Source organism: Nocardioides sp. NBC_00368, assembly GCF_036090055.1.
Classification (GTDB): Bacteria; Actinomycetota; Actinomycetes; order Propionibacteriales; family Nocardioidaceae; genus Nocardioides.
Genome location: NZ_CP107970.1, coordinates 209769 through 234468 on the forward strand (window position 1 = coordinate 209769; position 24700 = coordinate 234468).

Genomic DNA, 24700 nt, shown 5'->3' on the forward strand with positions numbered 1-24700 from the left:
TCACTCGAGCTTCAGGACGTACCTCTTCAGCAGCGGGCCGAAGAAGCCTTCCGTCTCGACCTCGACGACCGCCCGGCCCGGGATCCCGTCGGCCTGCTCGACGATGTCATACGTCGCCCGGGGATCGGCCGTCTCGACCTCGGTGATCCTCGGCGAGGTCCCGTCGGGCACGTCGAGCGTGTACTCGTCCAGCGACAGGTCGAAGCCGTCGTACGTCCTCCCGTCGATCTCGACCGCGATGGAGGTCGGTCCGTCGTCGGTGGGCATCTCGCGGCCGGAGAAGGTCTGCCAGTAGGAGACGCACTCGTCGCGCCACATCTCGGCGTCGGCCTCGTGCCGGGCGAGCTTGGCCTTCACCTCGCCGAACCGTCGTGCATCGAGAGAGGGCTCGAGGGAGTCCCAGGTGCGGCGCATCCAGGTGACGTACTGGACGCCCATCTGGTAGCGGTAGACCAGCTCGTCCCAGAACGGCCGGCCGCTGTCCATCTCGTGGCCCCACGGGACGTGGTGGAACCACATGAGCAGGTTCTCCGGGGTCGTCTCGATGTCGTCGAAGCGCTCGGCCAGCGTGGGGAAGTACTGCCCCGAGTAGCCGCTGCCGCCTGCCGAGCGGTCGTAGCCGAGCCCGACGGAGTCGGCCCGGTTGTAGTAGGTCGGGCTCCAGTCCGGGCGGCCCAGAGTCTCCTCCGGTCCCGGCTCGTAGTGGATGTCGGCGCCGAACTGGTGGCCGATGCCGAGCGGGGTCTGGTAGCTGACCACCGACTCCCACGAACCCATCATCATCGCGACGATCTTGTTGACGGTCCTGCTGTCACCGCTCCAGGTCATCCGGGTCCAGTCATCCGCGATCCCGCGCGAGTCCAGGGTCCAGTCCCACGCCATCCGTCCGAAGGCGAACAGGTTGGACTGGGAGAAGTGGTGACCGGTGAGGTTGTCGGCGTTGCCGAGGTTGCCGACGCCGACGATCGCGGTCCGCTCCTGGCCCTGGGCGGTGCCGTCGACGATGTGCCCGACCTTCCGCTTCGGCAGCAGCCGGCCGGACTCGTCGGTCGCACCGGTGTCGGCGTTGAACACCTCCTGCCACATCGGGCCGAGGTAGGCGAGCATCGTCGACTGACCGGTGTATTCCTGCGTGATCTGCAGCTCGATGGCCTGATTGGTGTTCTCCATCCGCCCGAACATCGGGTTGACCGGCTCGCGCGCCTGGAAGTCCAACGGCCCGTTCTTCGTCTGCAGGAAGACGTTGTCGGCGATCCGTCCGCGGGACCCGTCCGGCTGCACCTCGTCGTCGATCGGCCCGAACTCGAGGTAGGCGCGCTTCAGCCGGTCCTCGTCGACGTCGGCGTTGTAGACGAACGTACGCCACTTGATCTGCATCCCCAGCGGCTCGACGGCCGCGGCCATGCCGTTGGCGCCGTCGCCGTGGTCGAACCCGAAGTCCTGCGGGCCGGGCTGCCCCTCGGAGTTGGCCTTGACGGTGAACCCGGCGAAGTCCGGGATCGCCTCCTTGATCATGGTGGCCCTGCGGGTCCACCAGTCCCGGAACGGCGCCTGGGTCGGGTCGAGCTGGTCACGGGTGAGCGTGTCCGGGGCGAATCGCTGGTCGGTCGGTGCGTCGTAACGGATCGAGAGGGCGAGCTTGATCCCGTAGGGCCGCAGGGCGTCGGCCAGCGCCGCCTCCTGCTCGATGTACTCCGGGGTGATGTAGGCGTTCCTGGCGTTGACGTTGTTGATGTTGAAGCCGTTGATCCCGACCGACGCCAGCGCCCGGGCCACGGTCACGTAGCGGTCCAGGATCACCGGCAGGTTCCTGTCGGCGCTCTCGCCGGTCGCCGCGAAGTTGAAGATCGAGCCGTCCTCGCCGGCCAGCCCGCCGGTGTTGGGGCCCTTCGCGGTGTCGGCGTTGCCGGCGTAGAGCCGCTCGACGTCCCAGTTGTCGATCCACCGGTCCTGGACCCTGGGCACCTCGACGTCGTTCACCCGGCTGATCGGCCTGCCGGTCTGCATCAGCCGGAGGAAGCCGTAGGTTCCGTACAGTGCGGCCACCTCGGTGTTGCCTGCGATGACGGTGTGGCCGCCGACCGAACGGATCAGATAGCCCTCGGACCCCAGACGGCCGAGGTCGCGGGCCGGGATCTCGCTGCGTACGACCTGGGATGAGGTCGGGGTGCCGACGACGACCGCGCCGGGGGAGACGTCCTCGGCGACGGGGATGTCGGTGCCAAGCATGCCGCCGAGCCCGCGGATCAGCTCCTCGCGAGCCGCCTCCAGGCTCGAGGTGACCAGCTTCTCGCTTCCGCCAGGCTCGATCCCCAGATCGTCGGTGTGCCGGTGGACGGGGTCGGCGGTGGCGTTCTCGACGACGATCGAGCTGGCCAGCGATCGGTACTCCGCCAGCCGCCGCTCGTCCTCGACGGGCCGGTAGCCCAGCCACATCTGGGAGCCGTCGTAGTCATCGGGATAAGGGGCAGGGCCGCCGGCAGCCTTCGCGGGGGACGCCGAGGCGACCGCGAGCATGGTGAGAGCCAGGGCGAGAACGGTGAGAAGTGCCAGCGGACGTGCCGGCCGGATGGGGAGTACGCGCATCGTCGCTCCGTAGGGGTTGGGGGATACCTGTCGGACGAGTGTGACGAAGATCATACGAGTTGGCGCCCGGCGAGCGGCGGTTAGCGGTTAAGTTCTCACCTTTCGAAACCGATATCTAAAGCAAATGCCTTAATTTATCGGGAGTGAAGGTATAACCTTCATACATGGCAGCTGTAGCAACTGTGATCGGCGACCTCGTCGGCTCGCGGCACAAGCCCGACCGCGCCCAGGTCCACGAGGCGTTCTCGGACGCCATCGAGACGATCAACAGCGAGTGGCAGCCGGTCACGCCCCTGCGGATCACGGTCGGCGACGAGTTCCAGGGAGCGTTCGAGACCGTGGGCACCGCCATCCGGGCCGCGTTCCGCGTGCGGATCGCGCTGGCCACCGTCGTCGACGTACGCCACGGCATCAGCTGGGGCGAGACGCGGGTGCTCCGCGAGGAGCCGAGGGTCGAGGACGGACCGGGCTGGTGGTCGGCGCGGGCGGCGATCGAGGCGGCGGAGGCCGCTGAGAACAAGGCGGCCTCGCGCAGCGTACGGACCTGGTACCAGCCGGTGGCCGGCGCGGGCGGTCCCGCTCCCGCCGCGGTCAACGCCGCTCTGATCGCGCGCGACGAGCTGTTCTCCCGGCTGGATGACTCCTCGGTGTCGGTGCTTTCTGGCATGCTCTCCGGCATGTCTCAGAAGGCGATGGCCGCCGAGCTCGACATCACCCCCTCCGCGGTCTCCCAGCGGGTGCGCCGCGACGGCATCGCCGTGATCGTGCGCGCCGACGAGCTGTTGGGGGAGGTGCGATGAGCGAGCGCCAGCGAGCGAGCGATCGGGTCATCATGCCGCCGCGTCCGTATCCTGGCGCTCGCGCTACGGAGGCGGCGGCATGAGCTGGATCGCGCTGCTCCTGATCGGGATCGGCACCGTCGACTTCGCGCACGCGCTCGTCGACCCGATCCGGCGGATCCGCTGGGTCCCCGAGGCGATCGGGGCCGCGGTGGTGATCGCCTTCGGCCTGCTCTCGGCCCTCTTCGGAGGCGACCTGGCGGCCGTGATCGTCATCGCCGGGATCGCGGTGCTGTGGGGCTTCCTGGCCCACCAGCCTCAGGGGGCGGAGAGGAATCCTCACCCCGGCGTGCCTCTGGCCCTGCTGAGCGGGACGATCTTCCTCGGCATCCTGCTGGCGCCGGTGGCAGGCGAGGTCGCCGGACCGGTCGCCGCCTGGGCGGACGGTGCTCCCTGGGCCTGGGTCGAGGCGGCGCGCCCCGAGGCCGTGCTGCTCGCCTTCGGTGGCCTGCTGGTCCAGATCTCGACCGGCAACGTCGTGGTGCAGCTCGTCCTCGACGTCGCCAAGGTGGCCAACCCGCTCGACGGGGTCGACGGCAACAATCTCAAGGGCGGCAGGCTCCTCGGCCCGCTCGAGCGGCTGACGATCTTCGGCCTCGGCCTCACCGGCAGCCTCGCCGCCGCCGGCCTGGTGGTGGCGGCCAAGAGCCTGATCCGCTGGCCGGAGCTGCAGTCGTTCCGCGGTGAGAACAGCGGTGACGGCGAAGGGCCGAGCATCAACGACGTGACCGAATACTTCCTGGTCGGCAGCTTCGTGTCCTGGATGACCTCGCTGGTGACCCTCGCCCTCGTCATCACCTAGCCCGGGACTAGATTCGGTGTCATGACTGTGGGTAAGGCTCTCGGACTCGTGGTGGCCGCGGTGCTCCTCGTGGCCGGTGGAGCGCTGGCGCTGACCGGCATGGGCTATCTCGGCGGAGGCGGCACGAGCACCGCCTGGTCGGTCATCGGCGCGGCGCTGGCCGGGTTCGGCGTGGCGCTCGTGATCTCGATCTTCAAGGGTCCCGGCCGCTGACGCTGGCGCGGAGGTCCCAGCCGTAACGTCGGACCGTTAGTGTTCACGCATGGGCAAGCAACAGGACTTCGTGCTCCGGGCACTCGAAGAGCGAGACGTACGTTTCGTGCGGCTGTGGTTCACCGACGTGCTCGGCTATCTGAAGTCGGTCGCGGTGGCGCCGGCCGAGCTGGAGAGCGCCTTCGCGGAGGGCATCGGCTTCGACGGCAGCGCGATCGAGGGGTTCGCCCGGGTGACCGAGGCCGACATGCTGGCCCTGCCGGATCCGAGCACGTTCCAGATCCTGCCGTGGCGTACGGACGGCCCGTCCACGGGCAGGATGTTCTGCGACATCGTGATGCCCGACGGGTCACCGTCCTACGCGGACCCGCGCTACGTGCTGAAGCGCACCCTGTCCAACGCCGCGGAGAAGGGCTTCACCTTCTACACGCATCCCGAGATCGAGTTCTACCTCTTCAAGGACAACCCGCGCGACGGCAGCGAGCCGACCCCGGTCGACTCCAGCGGCTACTTCGACCACACCGCCCAGTCGATGGGTGCCGACTTCCGGCGTGAGGCGATCACGATGCTCGAAGCCATGGGCATCAGCGTCGAATACAGCCACCACGAGGGCGGTCCGGGCCAGAACGAGATCGACCTGCGCTACGCCGACGCGCTGAGCACGGCCGACAACATCATGACCTTCCGCACGGTCATCCGTGAGGTCGCGCTGAGCCAGGGCATCTGGGCGAGCTTCATGCCGAAGCCGTTCACCGAGCACCCGGGCTCGGGCATGCACACCCACCTCAGCCTGTTCGAGGGCGACGCCAACGCCTTCTACGAGCCGGGGGCCGAATACCAGCTCTCCAAGACGGGCCGCAGCTTCATCGGCGGCGTGCTCCGGCACGCCCCCGAGATCACCGCGGTCACCAACCAGTGGGTCAACTCCTACAAGCGGCTGATCGGCGGGGGAGAGGCGCCGGCTCACGTCGCCTGGGGCCACAACAACCGCTCGGCGCTGGTTCGGGTGCCGATGTACAAGCCGTTGAAGGGGCAGTCGACCCGCATCGAGGTGCGCAGCCTCGACGCCGCCTGCAACCCCTACCTGGCCTTCGCCGTGATCCTGGCGGCGGGCATGAAGGGCATCGAGGAGGGCTACGAGCTGCCGCGTGAGGCCGAGGACGACGTGTGGGCGCTGACCGAGCGCGAGCGCAAGAGTCTCGGCATCGACCCGTTGCCGGAGAACCTCGACGAGGCGATCGGGATGGCGGAGGACTCCGAGCTGCTCGCCGAGACCCTCGGCGAGCACGTCTTCGACTTCTTCCTGCGCAACAAGCGCGCCGAGTGGGCCGCCTACCGCGAGCAGGTGACCGCGTACGAGCGCTCCCGGATGCTCCCCGTCATCTGAGGCAGCAAACTGGTTGTCGAGGAAACTCAAGCCCGATTCCACACTTCCGATCCGGTGCTGCCACACTGGATCGAACGGGAGAGTGGGAGTGATGTCGTTGAGTCTTCCCCGAGTGCTTGTGATCCAGCACGAGGAGACAGTTCCGCCGGCGTTGTTCGGTCATTGGCTGGCTGAGGCGGGCATGTGTGTCGACGTCTCGCGGGCGTACGCCGACCCGATCCCGCCGCTCTCGTCGCTGGACGCCTCCTACTCGGGGCTGCTCGTCATGGGCGGCTCGATGGACGCCGACTCCGACGCCGAGCACCCCTGGCTGCAGGTCACCCGCGAGCGGATCGCCCAGGCCGCCGAGGCCGGCATCCCGACGCTCGGGATCTGCCTGGGACACCAGCTCGCGGCGATGGCGCTGGGTGGCACCGTGGAGCGCAGCCCGTTCGGGCTCACCGTGGGCGTCCACCAGGTGACCTGGGAGCCCGAGGTGCTCTTCGACCCGCTGATGCGTCTGCTGGCCGGCGACGACCGCGCCATGCACTGGCACCGCGACGTCGTCGGTGAGCTGCCCGAGGGCACCGTGAAGCTGGCCAGCTCGATCGACGGGCAGGTCCAGGCGGCGCGGTTCGCCCCGACGGTGTGGGGCGTGCAGTTCCACCCCGAGGTCGACGCCGCCGCGGTCGCCGTCTGGGCGAACGAGTCCGTCGAGGAGCTCGAGCAGATCGGGCGCAGCGTCGACGACGTGGTCGCGACCGCCACCTTCGCCGAGAACGAGCTGATCAAGACCTGGCAGCCGCTGGCCTTCGGGTTCGCCCGCCTGGTCCGCGAGCGTGCCGCCGCCGTCGCCCCGGGTGGCACCCGTGGCGGTGTCATCCCGACCCCTAGGCCCTGGAGCGCCTGACCCGGCCCGGGTGACAGAATCGGGGTCATGACGTTGCCAGGCAAGGGCGAGCTGCTCCGGCTCGGGTTCAACGATCCGGACACCGCCCTGGGGGATCTGGCAGCTCTCGGCCCGGGCACCCAGGAGCTGCTGGCGATCCTCGGTCAGGCTGCCGACCCCGACGCCGCGCTCACCGGCCTGGTCACGCTCACCGAGTCCGAGGGGGACAGCTTCGTCGAGGAGCTCGCCGACGACGAGGGCACCGCGATGCGGCTGGTCTCGGTGCTCGGCGCCTCGCCGGCGCTGGCCGATCATCTGGCCCGCCATCCCGCTCACTGGCGGGAGCTGGCCGACCCGACGCTCGGCACGACCAGGCCCGCGGCGTACGTCTTCCGGGCATCGCTGCTCGAGGCGGTCGGTGCGCAGCCGGGTGACGAGAGCCCGGTGGCCACGGTCGCGGACGCGGAGGCGGTCGACGCGCTCCGGGTCGAGTACCGCCGCTGGCTGCTCCGGCTCGCCGCCCGCGACCTGGCCCACCAGCTCCCTGTCGACGATGTCGCCGCCGAGCTCTCCGACCTGGCCTGTGCGACGCTCGAGGCGGCCCTGGCGGTTGCCCGCGCGCGGGTGGGGGCCGATGCCGGCAGGGTCCGCCTGGCGGTCGTCGCGATGGGCAAGTGCGGGGGCCACGAGCTCAACTACGTCTCCGACGTCGACGTGATCTTCGTCCACGAGGCCGCCGACGGTGTCGGCGACGACGTCTCGCTGCGGGTCGCCACCCAGCTGGCCAGCAACCTGATCCAGGTCTGCTCCGCCCACACCGGCGAAGGCACCATCTGGCCGGTCGACGCCGCGCTGCGCCCCGAGGGCAAGGCGGGCGCACTCTCGCGCACGATCACCGGCCACGTCGGCTACTACGAGCGCTGGGCGAGCACCTGGGAGTTCCAGGCGCTCCTCAAGGCCCGTCCGGCCGCCGGCGACCTCGAGCTCGGCCGAGCCTATGTCGACGCCGTCAACCCGTTCGTGTGGAAGGCAGCCGATCGCGACGGCTTCGTCTCCGACACCCAGAAGATGCGGCGCCGGGTCATCGCCCACATCCCGTCCAGGGAGGCCGACCGCGAGCTCAAGCTCGGCGCCGGCGGGCTGCGCGACGTCGAGTTCGCCGTACAGCTGCTGCAGCTCGTCCACGGCCGCACCGACACCGGGATCCGCCAGCCCACCACGCTCTCCGCGCTGGCGGCGCTGACCCGGGCCGGCTACGTCGGTCGCGAGGACGGCGAGGCGATGCACGAGGCCTACGCGTTCCTGCGGCGGATGGAGCACCGGCTCCAGCTCCACCGGCTCCGGCGCACCCACGTCGTTCCCGACGACGAGGAGTCCCTGCGCTGGCTGGCGCGCTCGCTCGGTTACCTGCGCGACCCGGTGGTGCGGCTGGAGAAGGAGTGGAGCCACCAGCGGATCGAGGTACGCCGCCTCCACGAGAAGCTCTTCTACCGCCCGCTCCTCGACGCCGTCGCCCGGATTCCGTCCGGTCAGGCCCATCTGTCCGCGAAGGCCGCCGAGGAGCGGCTGACCGCGCTGGGCTACGCCGACCCGAAGGCCGCGCTGCGGCACCTGGAGGCGCTCACCACGGGCGTCTCGCGGCGTGCCGCGCTGCAGCGTGCGCTGCTGCCGGTGATGCTGCAGTGGCTCTCCGAGGGCTCCGACCCCGACGCCGGGCTCTTCGGGTTCCGCCGGATCTCCGACGCGCTCGGCGCCACGCCCTGGTATCTCCGCTCGCTGCGCGACGAGGGCAGCGTCGCCCAGTACTTCGCCACGATCCTGTCCACCTCGCGCTACACCACCGCGCTGCTCGAGCGGGAGCCCGAGGCGCTGCGCCTGCTCGGCCACGACCTGACCCCGCTGTCCGCGGAGGCGCTGACCGACGAGATGGTCGCCCGCGCCGCGCGCCGGCGCACCACCACCTCCGCCGAGGAGGCCGTACGCCACATCCGGGCCATCCGCCGTCGCGAGCTGTTCCGGATCTCCGCCGCCGAGCTCCTCGGCGAGGCCGAGATCGACACCGTCGGCGCTGCCCTGTCCCGGCTGACCGACGCCACCTTGGAGGCCTCGCTGCGCACGGTCGTGGCCGAGGAGGTCGCCCGCCGCGAGCTGGGGGAGGCGCCCACCCGGATCGCGATCATCGCGATGGGCCGCTACGGCGGCTTCGAGCTCTCCTACGCCTCCGACGCCGACGTGCTCTTCGTCCACCAGCCCGTCGAGGGCGCCGATCAGGGCGAGGCGACCCAGTTCGCGCTCAAGGTCATCGCCGACCTGCGTCGGCTGCTCGCCCTTCCCGGTGCCGACCCGCCCCTGGAGATCGACGCCGACCTGCGCCCCGAGGGGCGGCAGGGTGCGTTGGTGCGGACGCTGCCTGCGTACGCCTCCTACTACGCGAAGTGGTCGGGCATCTGGGAGTCGCAGGCGCTGCTGCGTGCCGACGCGGTCGTCGGCGACCCGCAGGTGCGAGAGGCGTTCACCGAGATGATCGATCCGCTGCGCTACCCCGAGGGCGGTCTGAGCGAGGACGAGATCATCGAGGTGCGCCGGATCAAGGGCCGCGTCGACCACGAGCGGCTGCCGCGCGGGGCCGACCCCAACACCCATCTCAAGCTCGGCCGCGGCGGGCTCGCCGACATCGAGTGGACGGCGCAGCTGCTGCAGATGCGGCATGCGTACGCCGTCCCCGGGCTGCGCACGCCCCGCACGGTCGAGGCGCTGCAGGCCGCCCGTGACGCCTCGCTGATCGACGCCGACGACGCCCAGACCCTCATCGAGGCCTGGCGGATGGTCAGTCGGGTGCGCAACGCGGTCACGCTCGCCCGCGGCCGACCGGCGGACTCGCTGCCCGCCGGGCCCGTGGAGCAGCACGCCGTCGCGGCCATCCTCGGCTATCCGGCCGGTGCCACCGACGAGTTGGTCAACGACTACCTGCGGATGACCCGGCTCGCCCACGGCGTGGTCGAGCGCGTCTTCTGGGAATGAGCAGACCGCGGGGGTGGGGGCGCTCGCCCCTACCCCCGCGGCGCTCTACAGGTTGTTGTTGCGCGGCGGCAGCCAGCCCGGGGTGCGCTGGGGCCGGGGCTGCTGCGGCTGGGCCGGCGGCTCGTTGCCGGCCTCGTCGGGCCGACCACCCTGGGGCTTGAAGAAGTCCGGCTGCTGCTCCGGGGCTCCGTTGCCGTTGGCGGGCTGCTGTGCGTACGGCCGCGGCGTCCAGCGTCCGTTCTGCGGCCGCAGCTGGGTCGGACGCTGAGGGCGCTGGGCGAACATGTTGCCGATGCCCTCGCCCGCGGGATGGCCCGCCTGCGGGCTGCCGGAGGCCGCCGGCTGGCGCGTCGGGAGCGGCTGCAGCGGCTGCTGCGGGTCGGGCTGCTGGCCGAACCGAGCGTGCTGGCCGGAATGACCGAGCTGACCGAGCTGACCGGGCTGACCGGCGAAGGGCGACTGCCCCATGCCCGGATGCTGCGGAAGCATGGCGTGGGCGCCGGAGTCGGACATCCTGCGCTGGTCGGGGGTCCAGGGGTCGTCGAGGTCGTCGTTGATGCCGGCGAACATGGTGCCGAAGCCGATGACGATCAGCATGCCCGCCGAGATCGCGAAGATCGGCATCGCCAGGTAGACCGGGTCGGCGCCGCTGACGTGGCCGAGCTTGTCGTCGGGGGAGCTGTGGATCTCGAGGGCGAGCATGCCGGTGTAGTGCATCACGCACACGCCGACGCCCATGATGAAGGCCGCGCCCACGCGCATCAGCCGCGTGGTGATGTTGAAGGCGAAGAAGAGGGCGAGCGCCGAGGCGGCCAGCGCGATGACGATGGAGAGGGCCACGACCCCCGGCTTCCAGGCCATCTTGGCGCTCATGTCCATGGCGTACATGCCGGTGTAGTGCATCGCACCGACGCCGGCGCCGGTCACCAGGCCACCGACGATGTAGCCCATCTTGCCTCGCATCGCGGTGGCGATGAGCATGCCGACCATCGCGGCGATGATGGCGACCGCGAGCGAGATCAGGGTGGTGCCGATGTCGAGGGCGTACGCCACGTGGCTGTCGAAGGCCAGCATGCCGATGAAGTGCATGGACCAGATCGCGCCGCCGCCGATCGAGGCCGCCGCGCCGAAGAGCCAGAGCCAGGAGCTCGAGCCCGCGCCCGGCCGGAGTGCGCGGCTCGCACAGGTCAGCCCGACCCATGATCCGAGAACCGAGATGATGAATGACATCCCGACCAGGGGCTGGCTGAACGCCCCGATGGTGACCTCTTCAATGGTTGTCACGCGCTTCGACTTCCTCTCGTTCCTCGCCGGACGGGGTGTGGGGGATCGGCGGGGTAGATATGGAAACATGATGGATGCCCCTAGGGGTATCCGGGATGCATCCGTAACGGGCCATAGTTCCGCTGTCGCGCAGGTCACAATAGAGGAACAGGTCCCCCATTTCCATGCAGGGGTAGGGTGTCTGCGCTATGCCCGGTGATGTATATGTGCTCGAGCTCGACGACATGCAGCAGTCGGCCGTCGACATGGGGGACCCGACCCGCCTCGTCTTCGACTACATGAGGCGTGTCGGCGATGTTATCGACCGGATGCCGCCAGGGCCAGTGCGGATCGTGCATGTGGGAGGTGCCGCGATGACGCTCCCGCGCTACGTGCACGCCACCCGGCCGCGCTCCGCGCAGATCGTCCTCGAGCCGTCGGTCGAGATCATCGAGCGCGTACGCAGCGAGGCGCCGCTCCCGCCGCGCAGCGGGATCAAGGTGCGTCCCGTCGACGGCAAGGCGGGCATCAGCGGCGTACGCGACGACTTCGCCGACATGGTGATCCTCGACGCCTTCGACGGCGGACTCACCCCTGCGGAGCTCACCTCCGCCGCCTTCGTCGAGGACGTACGCCGCGTGCTCGCGCCGTCCGGAATCTTCGTCGCCAACCTCGTCGACCGGGCGCCGTTCGCCCGGGTGCGTGACTTCGTGGCGGTGGCCAAGGACCTCGGCGACGTGGTCGTCGGCGTCGAGCCGGCGACGCTGAAGGGTCGCCGGTCCGGCAACCTGGTGATCGTGTGCGGCGCGACGCCCGAGTCTCCGTTCGGGTCGCCGGCACCGATGGAGTACCGCATCTTCACCGGCCGAGCCGTCGCCGACTCCTTCGGCGGCGGGACGCGCCGTTAGGCTGCGAGCATGTCGATCGAGCTCGCCCGCACCCATCTGGACCGATTCGGACGTGGTGGGGACATCATCGAGTCGCAGGAGTCGAAGGCGACCGTCGAGCTCGCCGCGGTGGCGCTCGGCGTATCCCCGGCGGAGATCGCCAAGACGATCAGCCTCTACACCGAGGACCGCACCGCGGCGATCCTCGTCGTCGCCGCCGGCGACGCCAAGATCGCCAATGCGAAGTTCAAGGCCCACTTCGGCACCAAGGCGCGGATGCTCGCGGCCGAGGACGTGGAACCGATGACGGGGCATGCGATCGGCGGCGTGTGCCCGTTCGGCAACCCGACGTCGGCCGAGGTCTGGCTCGACGCCTCGCTCAAGCGCTTCGATGTGGTCTACCCCGCCGCGGGCGGCGCCAACACGACCATCGCGCTCACGCTGGGCGATCTGGAGACGATCAGCGAGGCGCGCGGCTGGGTCGACGTCACCAAGCTTCCCGAGACCGACTGACCGGACCGCTCCCAAAAGGGGGACAGCCCCGCCCTGCCGAAGCAGGAGCGGGGCTGCCGTGGAAGCCAGAGTCAGACCGGACGGACGTTCTCGGCCTGCGGGCCCTTCGGGCCCTGGGTGACGTCGAACTCGACGCGCTGGTTCTCGTCCAGGGTCTTGTAGCCCTGGGTCTGGATCGCGGAGAAGTGCACGAAGACGTCGTCGCCCCCGTTGTCCTGGGCGATGAAGCCGAAGCCCTTGTCGCCGTTGAACCACTTCACGGTTCCCTGAGTCATGAATCTAATCCTTGTGTACACAGGGCGACTCCGTGCCGCCCTTTGGGCGTTGAATCCACGAGTACTGATTTCTGCTTCTGCGGAAGACCAAGTGCTGCACGAACGGTCACCGAGAGCAACCGCGAAGCGTGTGGGGACGCCTCCTTCAACGCCGGTAAGCCTACATGCCACGAGCCGACTTCGGATATCCCCGAATTTTCGGCGTTTCCATCGCGGGATCCACCCGGAAACAGGTGTCGTATTGGTGACCTGGTTTGACAGCCCCGAGCATTGCATCGACAAGATCGGGGTACCGGCGATCTACCGAACGAGATAGGGGCATGCGTGGACCAGCCATGGTGGCGCGAAGCAGTCGCGTATCAGATCTACCCGCGTTCTTTCGCGGACTCGAACGGCGACGGCCTCGGGGATCTGCCTGGCATCACCGATCATCTCGACTATCTCGCCGCGCTGGGTGTCGACGCGATCTGGATCTGCCCGTTCTACACCTCGCCGCAGAACGACCATGGCTATGACGTAGCCGACTACTGCGACGTCGACCCCATCTTCGGCACGCTCGAGGACGCGGACCGACTGATCGCGCGGGCGCACGAGCTCGCGCTGAAGGTGATCGTCGACCTGGTGCCCAACCACACGTCCTCGGCGCACCCCTGGTTCGTCGAGGCGCTCGGGGAAGCGCCCGACTCGCCGGCTCGCGACCGCTACATCTTCCGAGACGGCCGCGGCGAGGCGGGCGAGGAGCCTCCCACCAACTGGCGCTCGGTCTTCGGGGGTCCGGCCTGGACCCGGGTCGCGGACGGGCAGTGGTACCTGCACCTCTTCGACGACGACCAGCCCGACCTCAACTGGCACAACCCCGAGGTGGTCGAGGAGTTCACCAAGATCCTCACCTTCTGGCTCGACCGTGGCGTCGACGGCTTCCGGGTCGACATCGCCCACGGGCTCTTCAAGGACCTGCGCGACCAGGTGGTCCCCGAGGGGCTCGCGCTCACCTCCGACGCCGCGGTGATGTACCAGCGCGGGGTCACCGACGCGCCGATGTGGGACAACCCAGAGGTCCACGAGATCTACCGCGCCTGGCGCAAGCTGATCGACTCCTTCGACGGTGACCGGATGATGGTCGCCGAGGCCTGGACGCCGGGCCCGGCCGAGCTGCGGCGCTACGTACGTGCCGACGAGTTCAACCAGGCGTTCAACTTCTCCTGGCTGCAGGCGCCCTGGTCCGCCGAGGCCTTCACCGAGGTCATCGAGTCGACGCTGAAGGCGCTCGGTCCGTCGCGGGCGGCGCCGACCTGGGTCCTCTCCAACCACGACGTCGTCCGCCACCGCTCGCGCTACGGCGACGGCCTGCAGGCGCTCCACCGGGCGAGGGCCGCGACGCTGACGATGCTGGCGCTGCCCGGGTCTGCCTACCTCTACCAGGGCGAGGAGCTGGGTCTGCCCCAGGTCTACCTGCCGCCCGAGTACCAGGAGGACCCCTGGTCGGAGACCGGTGAGGGTGGTCGCGACGGCTGCCGGGTGCCGCTGCCGTGGAGCGGGTTCGAGCCGCCCTTCGGGTTCAGCATCGTGCCCGACGAGGACCTGCCGACGCAGCCGTGGCTTCCGCAGCCCGCCGAGTGGGTGGACCTCACCGTGGCCGCCCAGAACGGCGTCCGCGACTCGACGCTGGAGTTCTACCGGGCGGCGCTGGCGGCGCGGCGTACCTTCGCGCTCGGAGCCGACGAGGAGGTGGAGATCCTCGACGCGCCAGAGGGTGTCGTCTCGTTCCGGCGGGGTGGAGTCGGCGGAACCGAGGACACGCGGAGCGACCTGATCGTCATCCTCAACTGCGGGATGGAGCCGACGCCGCTGCCCGAGGGAGAGATCGTGATGTACAGCGGCGACCCGGTCGTGGGTGACCTGCCCACCGACTCAGCGGTCTGGATCCTTGCACCCGCGGTCGGGTGATCGAGAACCCAGACGGCGATCGGCTCGGGGTCGGCGACGCTCATGGAAGCAGGGCGTCGATGTCCGGGTCCTTCTCGAACAGGCCGTCGGCCTCGGAGAGGTCTGCCAGCTTCTGGACCGACTCGGTGTCGATCTCGGAGGTCCACCGCGGCATGTTGAGCTCGGCGAGGACTGATGCATCGATGTCGGTGTAGGTCGGCAGGATCTTCTTGACCTCGCCCGGGTGCTGCTGGGCGTAGTCGAGCGACTCGTTCATCGCGGCGGTGAAGGCCTCCACGGTGTCGGCGTCGGAGTCGGCGTAGGCCGTCGAGGTGAAGTACTCCGCGACCGCGAGACCCGGGTCGGCGGCGACGAAGTTGGAGCCGAGGTCGGTCATCCCGGCCTGGGTGCCGATGGTGAGGAACGGCTCGACGACCTGGCCGGCGTCGACGTCACCCTTCTCGACGGCCGGGCCGATCTCGGGGAAGGCCAGCTCGACGTACTCGATCGTGGTCGGGTCGCCGCCGTCCTGACGGACGAGCTCGTTGGTGGTGGTCGTGTTGATGTTCTTGAGGGTGTTGACCGCGACCTTCTTGCCCTCCAGGTCCTTGGGCGACTCGATGTCGCTCTCGGCCGCGACCAGGACACCGGCCATGTCGGCGGCCGGGTCCTCGGTCGCGTTCACCCCGGCGGTGACGACCTCGACCGGCACGTCCTGGGTCTGGGCCAGGAGCAGGGAGGTCGTGTTGGAGAAGCCGAACTGGTACTGGCTGCTGGCCACCGCGGGGATGATCGCCGCGCCACCCTGGGCGAGCTCGAGCGTGACGTCGAGGCCCTCCTCCTTGAAGAAGCCCTTCTCCACCCCCAGATAGATGGGGGCGACGTCGACGATCGGGATCACGCCGACCGTGATCTCGGTGGTGCCGTCGGCGGCGTCGTCGGCGGAGTCGCCACCGCCGCAGGCGCCGAGCGCGAGCGGCAGGGCGAGAACGAGGGCGGCTGCCAGGCCGGGGCGCACGGTGGGGGCAGGGGAGCGGTTCATGGGGGACTCCTCGTGGGCTGTGGGGTGGCGGCCGCCGCAGCGACCGCGGCACAACCTAGTGATGAGCCCGGGGCGAGACCATGAAATACCGGATTCAGTGCACGGAACGATGGGAATGCCGGTGGTGGTGCCCGTGGTGGTGCCCGTGGTGGCGGCCGTTGCGGAAGACGAGCGCGCCGACCGCGGTCGCGGCGAAGACCCACCACGGCACGCCCATCACCATCAGCCCGATCGCCACGAGCAGGAAGCAGGCGATCAGCGGGAAGGGACGCGGCCCGCCTCGGCGCGGGCGGTGGACGACCTGTGGCGGCTGCGGTGCACTCTTCGGCAGGTCGGTGAAGAGCATCTCCAGGTCGGCGCGGACGCGCGCGGACCAGACCGCGTCGAGGCGCTCGTAGTAGTCGTCGTCGGAGAGCCGGCCGGTCGAGTAGTGCTCGGCGAGCCTCGCCGACGCCTCCTCCCGATCGGCCTCGCTCACCCGCAGGTTGTCGAGGTTGCTCATGCCGCCGCCTCCGTAGCGCAAGCGCCGTCATACGGACGCGGCGGCCTGAGGCTTGTTGTCGCTCGCTTGCGCTCGCTCATGTCGTCTCCCTTGTGAAAGCTGCATCGACTGTCGGCGTAGTGTCCCGATATATCGCGAGGGTACGCCTGAAGGGATGTGGTCGCAAGGGACTTTCGTCGGGGCTCGAGGCCTCAGGTCAGCAGCACGACGACCAGCAGGATCGCCGGCACGGTGGCCAGAGTGCTGACGAAGATGACGTCGCGGGCCAGCAGCACCGCCCGGTTGTAGCGCTGCGCGACCACGAACACGTTCTGGGCGGTCGGCAGTGCGGAGAGCACCGTCACCGCCAGCAGCGCCTCGGCGTCGAGCCCGAGCAGGAACCGCCCGATGACGTACGCCGCCACCGGCTGCACCACCTGCTTCGTCGCGACGACGGCGGCCAGGTCCAGCGGCGGCACCCCGCGCCCGGGCAGCGGGCCGAGCCGGAGCGCGACCCCGTAGGCGATCAGCATCGACGGAACCGCCATCCCGGCGACCAGGTCCAGCGGGTCGGAGACCGGAGTCGGCAGGTCGAGGTCGGTGACCGAGAGCGCCACCCCGATCAGGGAGGCCACCGTGATCGGGTTGGTCAGCGGGCGGCGCAGGACCGCCCAGAACGAGAGCCTCGTCGTGCTCGCGTCGGCGTCGAGGATCACCAGCGCGAGCGGCTGGAGCACGAGCATCTGCAGCAGCAGCGTGGGTGCGACCAGGACCGGGTCGCCCAGGACGTACGACGCGATCGGGAGGCCGAGGTTGCCGGCGTTGGCGTAGCAGCCGCACAGCGTCGCGACCACCGTGGTGCCCAGGTCGCGGCGGCGCAGGCGTGCGACGACGACGATCAGCGTGCCCGAGACCAGCACCGCGCCGGCGACGGCGACCAGGTTGCCGGAGAAGACGAAGCCGAGATCGCTGTCGTCCATCACCGTGATCAGCAGGGCGGGGCTGGCGACGTAGAACGCGAGTGTCGAGAGGGTGCGCTGGCCGTGCTGGTCGAGGATCTTCAGCTGGGCGAGCAGGGCGCCGAGAGCGATGAGGACACTGATCGTGGCGAAGCCGGTGAAGACTCCCGCCATCTACTGCTCGCGGCGCAGGTCGAGGAGTCCGCGGGCGGCGTGCTCGGTGACGATGCGCTCGGCCTCGACGGCGTCGCGGGCGCGCAGGGCGAGCACGAGGGCGCGGTGCTCGGCGTAGCGGTCGGCGCCGAACTCGTCGCCGGCGAGCAGGTGCGCCCGGGAGATCTCCCGCTGGCGCGACCGGGTCAGCGAGCGGGACTGCTCCAGGAGGCGTACGAGAACCGGGTTGTGGGCCGCGGCGTTGACCTGCTCGTTGAACCGGCCGAGCACGTCGAGGAAGCGGTCGGCGTGCTTGTCGACCGGCCGGCCGTCGCGGTGGCGTGCCCGGATCAGGATCACCAGGTCGTCGGCCTCGTCGAGCAGCAGGTCGAGCTCGTCGAGCTCCTCGTCGGTGGCGTGTCTCGCGGCGAACCGGGCGGCCAGGCCACGCAGCGCGACCTCCACCTCGGCCAGGTCGTGACTGGCGTCCTCCTCGATCCGGGCCACCAGGGTCGTACGCGGCCCCACCCGCTCCACGAGGCCGTCGAGCTCGAGCCGCCGGATCGCCTCGCGGACCGGGGTCGGACTGACGCCGAGACGCTCGGCCATCCCGCGCTCGGTCACCTTGGCGCCCGGCTCGAGCTCACCGGAGCCGATCTGGCTGCGTAACGCCTGGTAGACGCGCTCGGCGATGGTCGTGGTCTCCGGGGTGGTCTCGGGGGAGGAGAGCGACATGGTCCTGATACTAGGACACTTTTCCAGCGGTGCCACCTCTTGACTGTTTTGCTGTAGCAAAACTACTGTGAGCGCCGCCACAGACCAGAGATCACGGAGGTCCCTCACGTGAGCACCACCATCCCCACCGCAGCACCACGGCAGCTCGGGCCTCGCCGGATCACCCTCCTCGTCGCGCTGGCGGTCTTCGCCCAGGAGTCGATGTGGAACTTCTACGACAGTCAGGTGCCGCCGCTGCTGCGCGAGCACCTGGCCAGCGCCGCCCTGGTCGGCTTCATCATGGGCATGGACAACCTGCTCGGCATCTTCATCCAGCCGTGGATGGCCAACCGGTCCGACCGGACGCGGACACGCTGGGGACGGCGGATGCCCTACCTCGCCGTCGGGATGCCGCTCGCGGCGCTGTTGTTCGTGATCCTGCCGCACACCGCGGACGCACTGCCGCTGCTGATCGTCGTGATCGTCGCGTTCGCGCTGGTGTCGAACTCGTTCAAGCCGATCGGAGAGGCGCTGGTTCCGGACTTCATCGCTCCGGAACGCCGCAGCCGGGCCAACGCCGCGGTCAAGATCGCCTCCAGCCTCACCGTGATCGTGGCCGCGCTGGTCAGCATCCTGCTGGTCGACGACCACCCGGCGCTCGCCTTCGCCGTCGTCGCGCTGATCACCCTCGTCTCGGTCACCGTGCTGTGCCTCTCGATCCGGGACAGCTCCTCGCCCGGCTACCGGGCAGCGGTGGCCGAGGACGCGGCCGAGGTCGCTGCAGAGGAGTCGACCGCCGTCGGACAGGCGCGCATCCGCGACACCGTCCGCGAGATCGTGCGCGACCCCGACCGCAGCCGGCTGCTGCTGATCGTGGCGATCCTGGTCTTCGGCAGCGCCTGGGCCGGCTCGCGTGCGCTGGTCACGCCCTACGGCATGGAGACTCTCGGGATGTCGCGCGGTGACGCCGGCGGGCTCACCCTGCCGAGCGGGGTCGCGTTCCTGCTCGCCGCCTATCCGACGGCCCTGTTCGCCGAGCGCTTCGGCCGGCTGCGCACCATGATCGCCGGGATGGCGGTCTTCGCGGCCGCCATGCTTCTCGGCACCCTGGTGCAGACCCCGACCGGCACCGTCGTGGCCTTCTGCATCGGCGCGGCCGGTGCCTCGGCGTTCCTGGTCAACGCCGTCGTCGTGCTGTGGAACCTGGCGCCCTCGGCACGGGTCTTCGGGACGTACGCGGCGCTCTATGCGGTGGGCTGGCAGGCCGGCGCCTTCCTCGGGCCGGCGCTGATCGGCGGGGCCGTGGACGTGCTGGGCTGGCCGACGATGCTGCTCGACATCGCCGTCGTCGCCGCGGTCGCGGTCGTCATCGTGGTGCGGATCGACCGGCTCCAGCGGCGCAGCGACGCCGAGAAGGTGGTGTGATCGCCGTGCCCCGGATCCTGATCACGACCGACTACCTGCGTCCCGGCGACGAGGTCGACGAGCTCCTCCGCTCCCGGGGTCATCAGACCCGCTACCCGTCCGGGGACCTGGTCGCGGACCTGGCCGGGGTCGAGGGCGCCCTGGTCGGCCACGACCGGTTGACCGCCGAGGTCCTCGCCTCCGCGGACCGTCTGCGAGCGGTCGTACGCACCGGGGTCGGCTACGACGCGATCGATGTCGAGGCGGCCGCGCGCGCCGGGATCACGGTCAGCAACCTGCCCGGGATCAACGCCAACGCCGTCGCCGAGTACACGATGGGGCTGCTCCTCGCCTCCGCCCGGCGCTTGGTCGAGAGCGCGGCCGGCGTCGCCGCCGGCGGCTGGCCGCGCGGGGACGGCCGCGAGCTGCGCGGCTCGACCCTGGGACTGATCGGCTACGGCGCGGCCGCCCGCGCGGTGATGCCGCTGGCCCGGGCGTTCGGGATGCGCGTGCTGTGCACGACGGGTGTCCCGGCCGCCGAGCGCGCCGACGCCGATGTCGGCTTCGTGGAGCTGCCCGAGCTGCTGGCCGAGGCCGACTTCGTGTCGGTCCACACCGCACTCACCCCGCGGACCCGCGGGCTGCTCGACGGCGCCGCGTTCGCGCTGATGAAGCCCGGCGCGGTGCTCGTGAACACCGCCCGGGGCGCGATCGTCGACGAGGACGCGCTCGCCGCCGCCGTACGGGAGGGTCGGATCGCGGGGGCCGCGCTCGACGTGGTCGGCGAGGAGCCGCTCCCGGCCGAGAGCCCGCTGCGCGGGGTGCCCGGGATCTACGTCCACTCCCACCTCGCCGGGCAGACCGCCGAGGCCCGTCGGGCCGCCGGCATCGAGGGAGCCCGTGAGCTCCTCGACGCGCTGGCCGGCCGCCCGCAACACGCTGTCAACGCCCACCTGATCGAGAAGAGAGACAACAGATGACCAGCGACAACGCTGACTCCGTCAGCATCCTGGTGCCCAGCGGGATGCTCGGCGCCGGATTCCCGGAGTCGACGATCACGCGCGGGATCGCCCTGGGCGCCGACGTGATCGCCGTCGACGGCGGCTCCACCGACTCCGGCCCCTACTACCTGGGCGCCTCGAAGCCGAAGACCACCGCCGCGGCGGTCGCCCGGGATCTACGCATCCTGCTCCGTGCCGCCTCGGGGGCCGGGATCCCGCTCGTCGTCGGCTCCTGCGGCACCAGCGGCACCGACGACGGCGTCGACTGGGTCGCCGGCATCGTCGCCGACCTGCTCGCCGAGGAGGGCCTGTCGATGAAGGTCGCCAGGATCTACAGCGAGCAGCGCGCGGCCGAGCTGAAGGAGCCGCTCGAGGCCGGGCGGATCCATCCGCTCCCACCGCTGGGCGACCTCGACGGGGCGACCCTCGAGGACTGCACCCACATCGTCGCGATGATGGGCCACGAGCCGATCGCCGAGGCACTCTCCGCCGGAGCTCAGGTGGTGCTGGCCGGGCGGGCGACCGACACGGCCAACGCGGCTGCGTACGCGCTGCTGAAGGGGATGCCCGCCGGGCCCAGCTGGCACGCGGCCAAGATCGTCGAGTGCGGCGGTCAGTGCACGACCAATCCACGCGCGGGCGGGGTCTTCGCGACCGTCGACCGCACCGGGTTCACCATCGAGCCGCTCGACGAGAGCGCCGCGTGCACGCCGATCTCGGTGGCCGCCCACATGCTGTACGAGACCGCCAACCCGTATCTGATGAGAGAGCCGGACGGCACCCTGGATGTCCGCGACGCCGTCTACACCGCGCTCGACGAGCGCCGCGTGCGGGTCGAGGGCTCGCTGTTCCACCACGCCGAGCAGCACACGATCAAGCTCGAGGGCGCCCGGATCACCGGTTACGAGACGATGTCCTTCTCAGCGATCCGGGACCCGCTGATCCTGAAGGACATCGAGGGCTGGGCCACGCTGATGCACGCCGTGTTCACCCAACGGGTCGAGCAGACCCTGGGCCTGACCAGGGACGACTACGACTACGACCTGCGTCTCTACGGCTACAACGCCGTCCTCGGGGATCTCGACCCGGCCACCGAGCCGCCGCGCGAGGTCGGCGTGATGCTCCTCGTCCGCGCCGCCGACCAGGCGCTGGCCACCGCCGTGGCCAAGGTCGCCAACCCGTTGATGCTGCACCTGCCGGCGCAGGACATGGACTACCTGCCCAGCCTGGCGTTCCCCGGGTCGCCGGCCGAGGTCGAGCGGGGTGCTGCGTACGAGTTCGTGCTCAACCACGCCGTGGACAGCCTCACCCCGACCGCGATGTTCCGCACCGAGATCGATGACGACATGGGAGACGAGCACGATGCCTGAGACCACCCTGGGAGACCTCGCGATCGAGGTCCGCTCCAAGAACGCCGGGCCGTTCTGGATCACGATGGAGCTGTTCATGCGCGATGCCGACGGCTACCGGATCGCCGCCGACGAGACCTTCCTCCACGAGGGCGTCGTCGCCGATCTCTACCGGGTCGATCCCGGGGCGGTCCAGATCTTCCGGATCCCGTCGCTCAACGTCGTCAAGATCTCCTATCCGCGCCCGGTCTCGCAGGGCTCGCTGCGCGACCGCGACGTCCACGCCGGGCAGCACCACGTGCCGCTGGCCCAGCTCGTGGTCCCGGTGACCTAGAGATCGACGTGGTCGCAGATCGCCTGCGCCCACCGCTCATAGCCCGCCGGTGAGGCGTGGAACCCGTCGGCGGCGAAGAAGGACGGCTCGGCGGGGCCGAGGTCGGCCGAGCTGACCCACTGCACCGACGTACGCCCTGCGCAGACCAGCCGCGCTGCCACGTCGAGCGCCTTCCCGCGCTCGGCGAGGTAGCGCCGCAGGGTCCGGGGGAGCGACGGGAACGCGCCGAACTCCGGGATCCCGGGGAGCACGGTGTGGGCGGCGTGCTCCTGGAGGGTCTCGACGATCGCGGTCAGATCCTGCGTCCAGGCCTCGACCGAGCGGCGCGCGAGGATGTCGTTGACGCCGACGAGGAGCACCGCGAGATCCCACTGGCCGGCGACCTTCGTGAGGACGCCGTGCCGGATCCGCTCGCTGGTCGCGCCGTACTTTCCCAGCGCCCGCCACTCGACCGGACGCTCGGTCCGCGTCGCGATCGCACGTGCCATCGACCCGGCGAAGGCGAGGTCGTGCGTCGGCGCGCCGCGGCCCGACGCGGACGAGTCGCCGATCACCAGCAGACGCAGCGGGACGGCTCCTTCCTCGGTCGCCGGGCCCGGCACGAGACCCTTCGTCGGACCCTCCGGACGGGGCTCCTTGCCGATGGTCCGGTGGACGTACGCGGCCTGCGCGGCGACCAGTGGGAGCAGCAGTGGATTCATCGTCTCTCCCGGCTCGAGATGTCGTGACGTACGTGCTCTTCCGTCGTTCTACAGCGCGTGCTCCGGCGGGTCTCCGACGTTGGCTGAACGGTGGGCGAATCTCCCCGGAAGGTTTGACACAGACGCTCCTCATCCCGGTCACCGTTGGGGTACAAGACATGGGAATCCAAGGCACGTGACCCGACTCACCGCGTGCCAGCCCTAGCATCACGCCCAGCTGTGAGCGCTCGACCGAATCCCCTCCCTCCACTCGAAGGAATGCGACGCCATGTCCGACTTCATCAGCGGCATCTTCAACCGTCACAAGAACGAGCAGCCAAAGGCCGGGGAGGGCGAGTCGATCGCCGCCTCCGCCCCTGTCTACGGCGAGAATCTGGCCGCCCCCGAGGCCAGCGCGTACGTCACCGAGCCTCCCGCGGCGCCGGTCGCCGAGCCGGTCGCCGAGCCGGTCGCCGAGCCTGTCGCCGAGGCCGTGATCGAGCCGATCGCCGAGGTTCCGGCGATCGACCCGCTCTCCGACCCCGAGCACGTCGTCACCGACGTCGAGGAGTCCCCGGCAGCCAAGGTGGCCGAGCTCGCCGTCGAGGTCGGTAGCGAGGTCGTCGGCGAGGTCGCCCCGGCCGAGACCGTCGCGACCGAGACCGAGGCCACCGACGAGGTCGCGACCGAGGTGGTCGAGACCGAGGGCACGTACGAGGCGCCGCTCGAGGGCGCCGACGCCGAAGCCCCCGTTGCCGAGACCAGCGACGAGGTCGAGGAGGACGCTGTCGAGGAGACGGTTGCCGAGACCGCCGTCGAGGAGACCGCTGTCGAGGAGGCCATCGTTGAGGAGGCGCCGGTCGAGACCGACGTGGCAGCTGAGGGTGCGATCGAGGAGGCTCCCGAGGCGATCGAGACGGGCGAGGCGACCGAGGTCGAGGTCGACGCCGAGGACACCTTCGTCGCCGGCGCGATCGTTTCCGACGAGTCCGACGCCGAGGCGGCCGAGGTCGTCGAGAACGGTTCCGAGGACGCCGCAACCGAGACCGCGGAGACCGTCGTCGAGCCGGAGGGTGAACTGCTCGCCGAGGAGGCCGTGATCGAGGGGGCGGACGAGATCGAGGCCGCCGTGGTGGCGACGGAGGACGGCGAGACCTCCGAGGTGGAGGTCGTGGAGGTCACCGAGTCGACTGACATCGCCGGAGCGGTCGAGCCGGACGCGGAGGTAGTCGAGGAGGTAGCCGAGGAGGTAGCTGAGGAGGTCGCTGAGGAGGCCGTCGTCGAGGCAGTGGACGAGCTGAGCGACGCCGAGGCCGAGGAGGCGTTCGAGCCGGCTGACCTGACCGAGTCGGGCGAGGTCGCCGAGGCTCCGGTCGAGCCCGCCGAGGAGCCCGTCGAGGAGGCTGCCGAGGAGGCCGCCGACGTCACCGAGACCGTCGACGTCATCGAGCCCGTCGACGTCACCGAGCCTGTCGAGGCCGACGCGGAGTCCGTCTACGTCGTCGAGGACGAGGACCAGCCGGAGACCGAGGATGTCCTCGTGGCTCCCGAGACCGGCGAGGCGACCGAGGTGGAGGTCGGCGCCGAGGACTCCGACGCGACCGTCGAGGAGACCGAGGCGCCCGCACCGGGCTTCGCGCCGGAGCCGATCGTCGAGGCCGAGCCGAGCGCCGAGTCGACGCTGACCGGTGTGCTCCGCGTCGCTCGTGAGCAGCGCGGCAAGTCGACGGTGAGCGAGGGTCTCGTCGAGCGCCTGGTCCACCACATCGCGGCCAAGGTCGAGGGCGTGCACGCGATCGACGACGAGGGCACCGTGGTCGACATCGCCGGCGGCGTCGCCAAGATCACCGTGTCCTACGTGATCGCGTACGGCACCCCGGCCAAGGCCAACGCCGTCGCCATCCGTACCCAGGTGATCGAGGCGGTCGAGGACTACTTCGACATCGACGTCGAGGCCGTGGACGTCAACGTGAGCGACTTCCACATCGCCTGACCCTGCTGGC

The 24700-nt window shown here is 70.2% G+C and carries 22 protein-coding genes; 14 read left to right on the plus strand and 8 right to left on the minus strand.

Annotated features, from left to right (window positions below; all coding sequences use genetic code 11):
* Entirely contained in the window at window positions 1-2586 is a 2586-nt protein-coding gene (locus OG984_RS01005) for an alpha-glucuronidase family glycosyl hydrolase (protein ID WP_328529818.1), read from the minus strand.
* Window positions 2587-2750: 164 nt separating this feature from the next.
* Here OG984_RS01005 and OG984_RS01010 point away from each other — a divergent pair, with 164 nt between their 5' ends.
* From OG984_RS01010 to OG984_RS01035, 6 genes are all read left to right on the plus strand, one after another.
* Window positions 2751-3386, plus strand: coding sequence for a SatD family protein (locus OG984_RS01010; RefSeq protein WP_328529819.1), 636 nt, complete (start codon window positions 2751-2753; stop codon window positions 3384-3386).
* A gap of 79 nt (window positions 3387-3465) precedes the next feature.
* Complete coding sequence (locus OG984_RS01015) at window positions 3466-4227, plus strand: hypothetical protein (protein ID WP_328529820.1); 762 nt, start codon at window positions 3466-3468, stop codon at window positions 4225-4227.
* A gap of 21 nt (window positions 4228-4248) precedes the next feature.
* Window positions 4249-4440: a hypothetical protein gene (locus tag OG984_RS01020; RefSeq protein ID WP_328529821.1), complete on the plus strand. Its 192-nt coding sequence runs from the start codon at window positions 4249-4251 to the stop codon at window positions 4438-4440.
* A 49-nt stretch (window positions 4441-4489) separates the two neighbouring features.
* A complete protein-coding gene (gene glnA, locus OG984_RS01025) occupies window positions 4490-5827 on the plus strand; it encodes a type I glutamate--ammonia ligase (RefSeq protein ID WP_328529822.1) in 1338 nt (445 codons plus the stop codon).
* 112 nt (window positions 5828-5939) lie between these two features.
* On the plus strand, window positions 5940-6716 hold the full coding sequence (locus tag OG984_RS01030) for a type 1 glutamine amidotransferase (protein ID WP_328529823.1): 777 nt from the start codon (window positions 5940-5942) through the stop codon (window positions 6714-6716).
* 27 nt (window positions 6717-6743) lie between these two features.
* The gene (locus OG984_RS01035; RefSeq protein ID WP_328529824.1) at window positions 6744-9716 is read left to right on the plus strand and encodes a bifunctional [glutamine synthetase] adenylyltransferase/[glutamine synthetase]-adenylyl-L-tyrosine phosphorylase; all 2973 of its coding nucleotides are present in this window, start codon (window positions 6744-6746) and stop codon (window positions 9714-9716) included.
* A 45-nt stretch (window positions 9717-9761) separates the two neighbouring features.
* On the opposite strand, the gene OG984_RS01040 is transcribed toward OG984_RS01035, so the two are convergent.
* Complete coding sequence (locus OG984_RS01040; RefSeq protein WP_328529825.1) at window positions 9762-11000, minus strand: MHYT domain-containing protein; 1239 nt, start codon at window positions 10998-11000, stop codon at window positions 9762-9764.
* Window positions 11001-11188: 188 nt separating this feature from the next.
* Between OG984_RS01040 and OG984_RS01045 the strand changes: the two genes are divergently transcribed.
* Window positions 11189-11887 (plus strand): spermidine synthase, encoded by a 699-nt coding sequence (locus OG984_RS01045; protein ID WP_328529826.1) that lies wholly within the window; start codon window positions 11189-11191, stop codon window positions 11885-11887.
* Window positions 11888-11896: 9 nt separating this feature from the next.
* A complete protein-coding gene (locus OG984_RS01050; RefSeq protein ID WP_328529827.1) occupies window positions 11897-12379 on the plus strand; it encodes a YbaK/EbsC family protein in 483 nt (160 codons plus the stop codon).
* Between the two features lie 71 nt (window positions 12380-12450).
* Here OG984_RS01050 and OG984_RS01055 read toward each other — a convergent pair whose 3' ends face one another.
* Window positions 12451-12654 (minus strand): cold-shock protein, encoded by a 204-nt coding sequence (locus OG984_RS01055; RefSeq protein WP_008357755.1) that lies wholly within the window; start codon window positions 12652-12654, stop codon window positions 12451-12453.
* Window positions 12655-12978: 324 nt separating this feature from the next.
* Between OG984_RS01055 and OG984_RS01060 the strand changes: the two genes are divergently transcribed.
* Window positions 12979-14601, plus strand: a complete 1623-nt coding sequence (locus tag OG984_RS01060; RefSeq protein ID WP_328529828.1) for a glycoside hydrolase family 13 protein — start codon at window positions 12979-12981, stop codon at window positions 14599-14601.
* A gap of 40 nt (window positions 14602-14641) precedes the next feature.
* Here the strand turns inward: OG984_RS01060 and OG984_RS01065 are convergent, their stop codons facing one another.
* From OG984_RS01065 to OG984_RS01080, 4 genes are all read right to left on the minus strand, one after another.
* Window positions 14642-15622 (minus strand): ABC transporter substrate-binding protein, encoded by a 981-nt coding sequence (locus tag OG984_RS01065; protein ID WP_328529829.1) that lies wholly within the window; start codon window positions 15620-15622, stop codon window positions 14642-14644.
* Between the two features lie 94 nt (window positions 15623-15716).
* Entirely contained in the window at window positions 15717-16124 is a 408-nt protein-coding gene (locus tag OG984_RS01070; protein WP_328529830.1) for a DUF1707 SHOCT-like domain-containing protein, read from the minus strand.
* A gap of 191 nt (window positions 16125-16315) precedes the next feature.
* Complete coding sequence (locus OG984_RS01075) at window positions 16316-17236, minus strand: AEC family transporter (RefSeq protein WP_328529831.1); 921 nt, start codon at window positions 17234-17236, stop codon at window positions 16316-16318.
* Window positions 17237-17950: a GntR family transcriptional regulator gene (locus OG984_RS01080; RefSeq protein WP_328529832.1), complete on the minus strand. Its 714-nt coding sequence runs from the start codon at window positions 17948-17950 to the stop codon at window positions 17237-17239.
* 108 nt (window positions 17951-18058) lie between these two features.
* Between OG984_RS01080 and OG984_RS01085 the strand changes: the two genes are divergently transcribed.
* Genes OG984_RS01085 through OG984_RS01100 form a run of 4 tightly spaced genes read left to right on the plus strand, consistent with a single transcriptional unit; the run spans window position 18059 to window position 22017 of the window.
* On the plus strand, window positions 18059-19354 hold the full coding sequence (locus tag OG984_RS01085) for an MFS transporter (RefSeq protein ID WP_328529833.1): 1296 nt from the start codon (window positions 18059-18061) through the stop codon (window positions 19352-19354).
* Entirely contained in the window at window positions 19351-20313 is a 963-nt protein-coding gene (locus OG984_RS01090; protein ID WP_328529834.1) for a phosphoglycerate dehydrogenase, read from the plus strand. Before OG984_RS01085 ends, OG984_RS01090 begins: the two co-directional genes overlap by 4 nt.
* The gene (locus tag OG984_RS01095; RefSeq protein ID WP_328529835.1) at window positions 20310-21704 is read left to right on the plus strand and encodes an acyclic terpene utilization AtuA family protein; all 1395 of its coding nucleotides are present in this window, start codon (window positions 20310-20312) and stop codon (window positions 21702-21704) included. Before OG984_RS01090 ends, OG984_RS01095 begins: the two co-directional genes overlap by 4 nt.
* On the plus strand, window positions 21697-22017 hold the full coding sequence (locus tag OG984_RS01100) for a DUF4387 domain-containing protein (protein ID WP_328529836.1): 321 nt from the start codon (window positions 21697-21699) through the stop codon (window positions 22015-22017). The genes OG984_RS01095 and OG984_RS01100 overlap by 8 nt, the downstream gene beginning before the upstream one ends.
* Here the strand turns inward: OG984_RS01100 and OG984_RS01105 are convergent.
* Window positions 22014-22718, minus strand: a complete 705-nt coding sequence (locus OG984_RS01105; RefSeq protein ID WP_328529837.1) for an SGNH/GDSL hydrolase family protein — start codon at window positions 22716-22718, stop codon at window positions 22014-22016. The two genes, OG984_RS01100 and OG984_RS01105, sit on opposite strands and share 4 nt — an antisense overlap.
* A 268-nt stretch (window positions 22719-22986) precedes the next feature.
* Here OG984_RS01105 and OG984_RS01110 point away from each other — a divergent pair, with 268 nt between their 5' ends.
* A complete protein-coding gene (locus OG984_RS01110; protein ID WP_328529838.1) occupies window positions 22987-24690 on the plus strand; it encodes a hypothetical protein in 1704 nt (567 codons plus the stop codon).
* The last annotated feature ends 10 nt before the right edge of the window (window positions 24691-24700 follow it).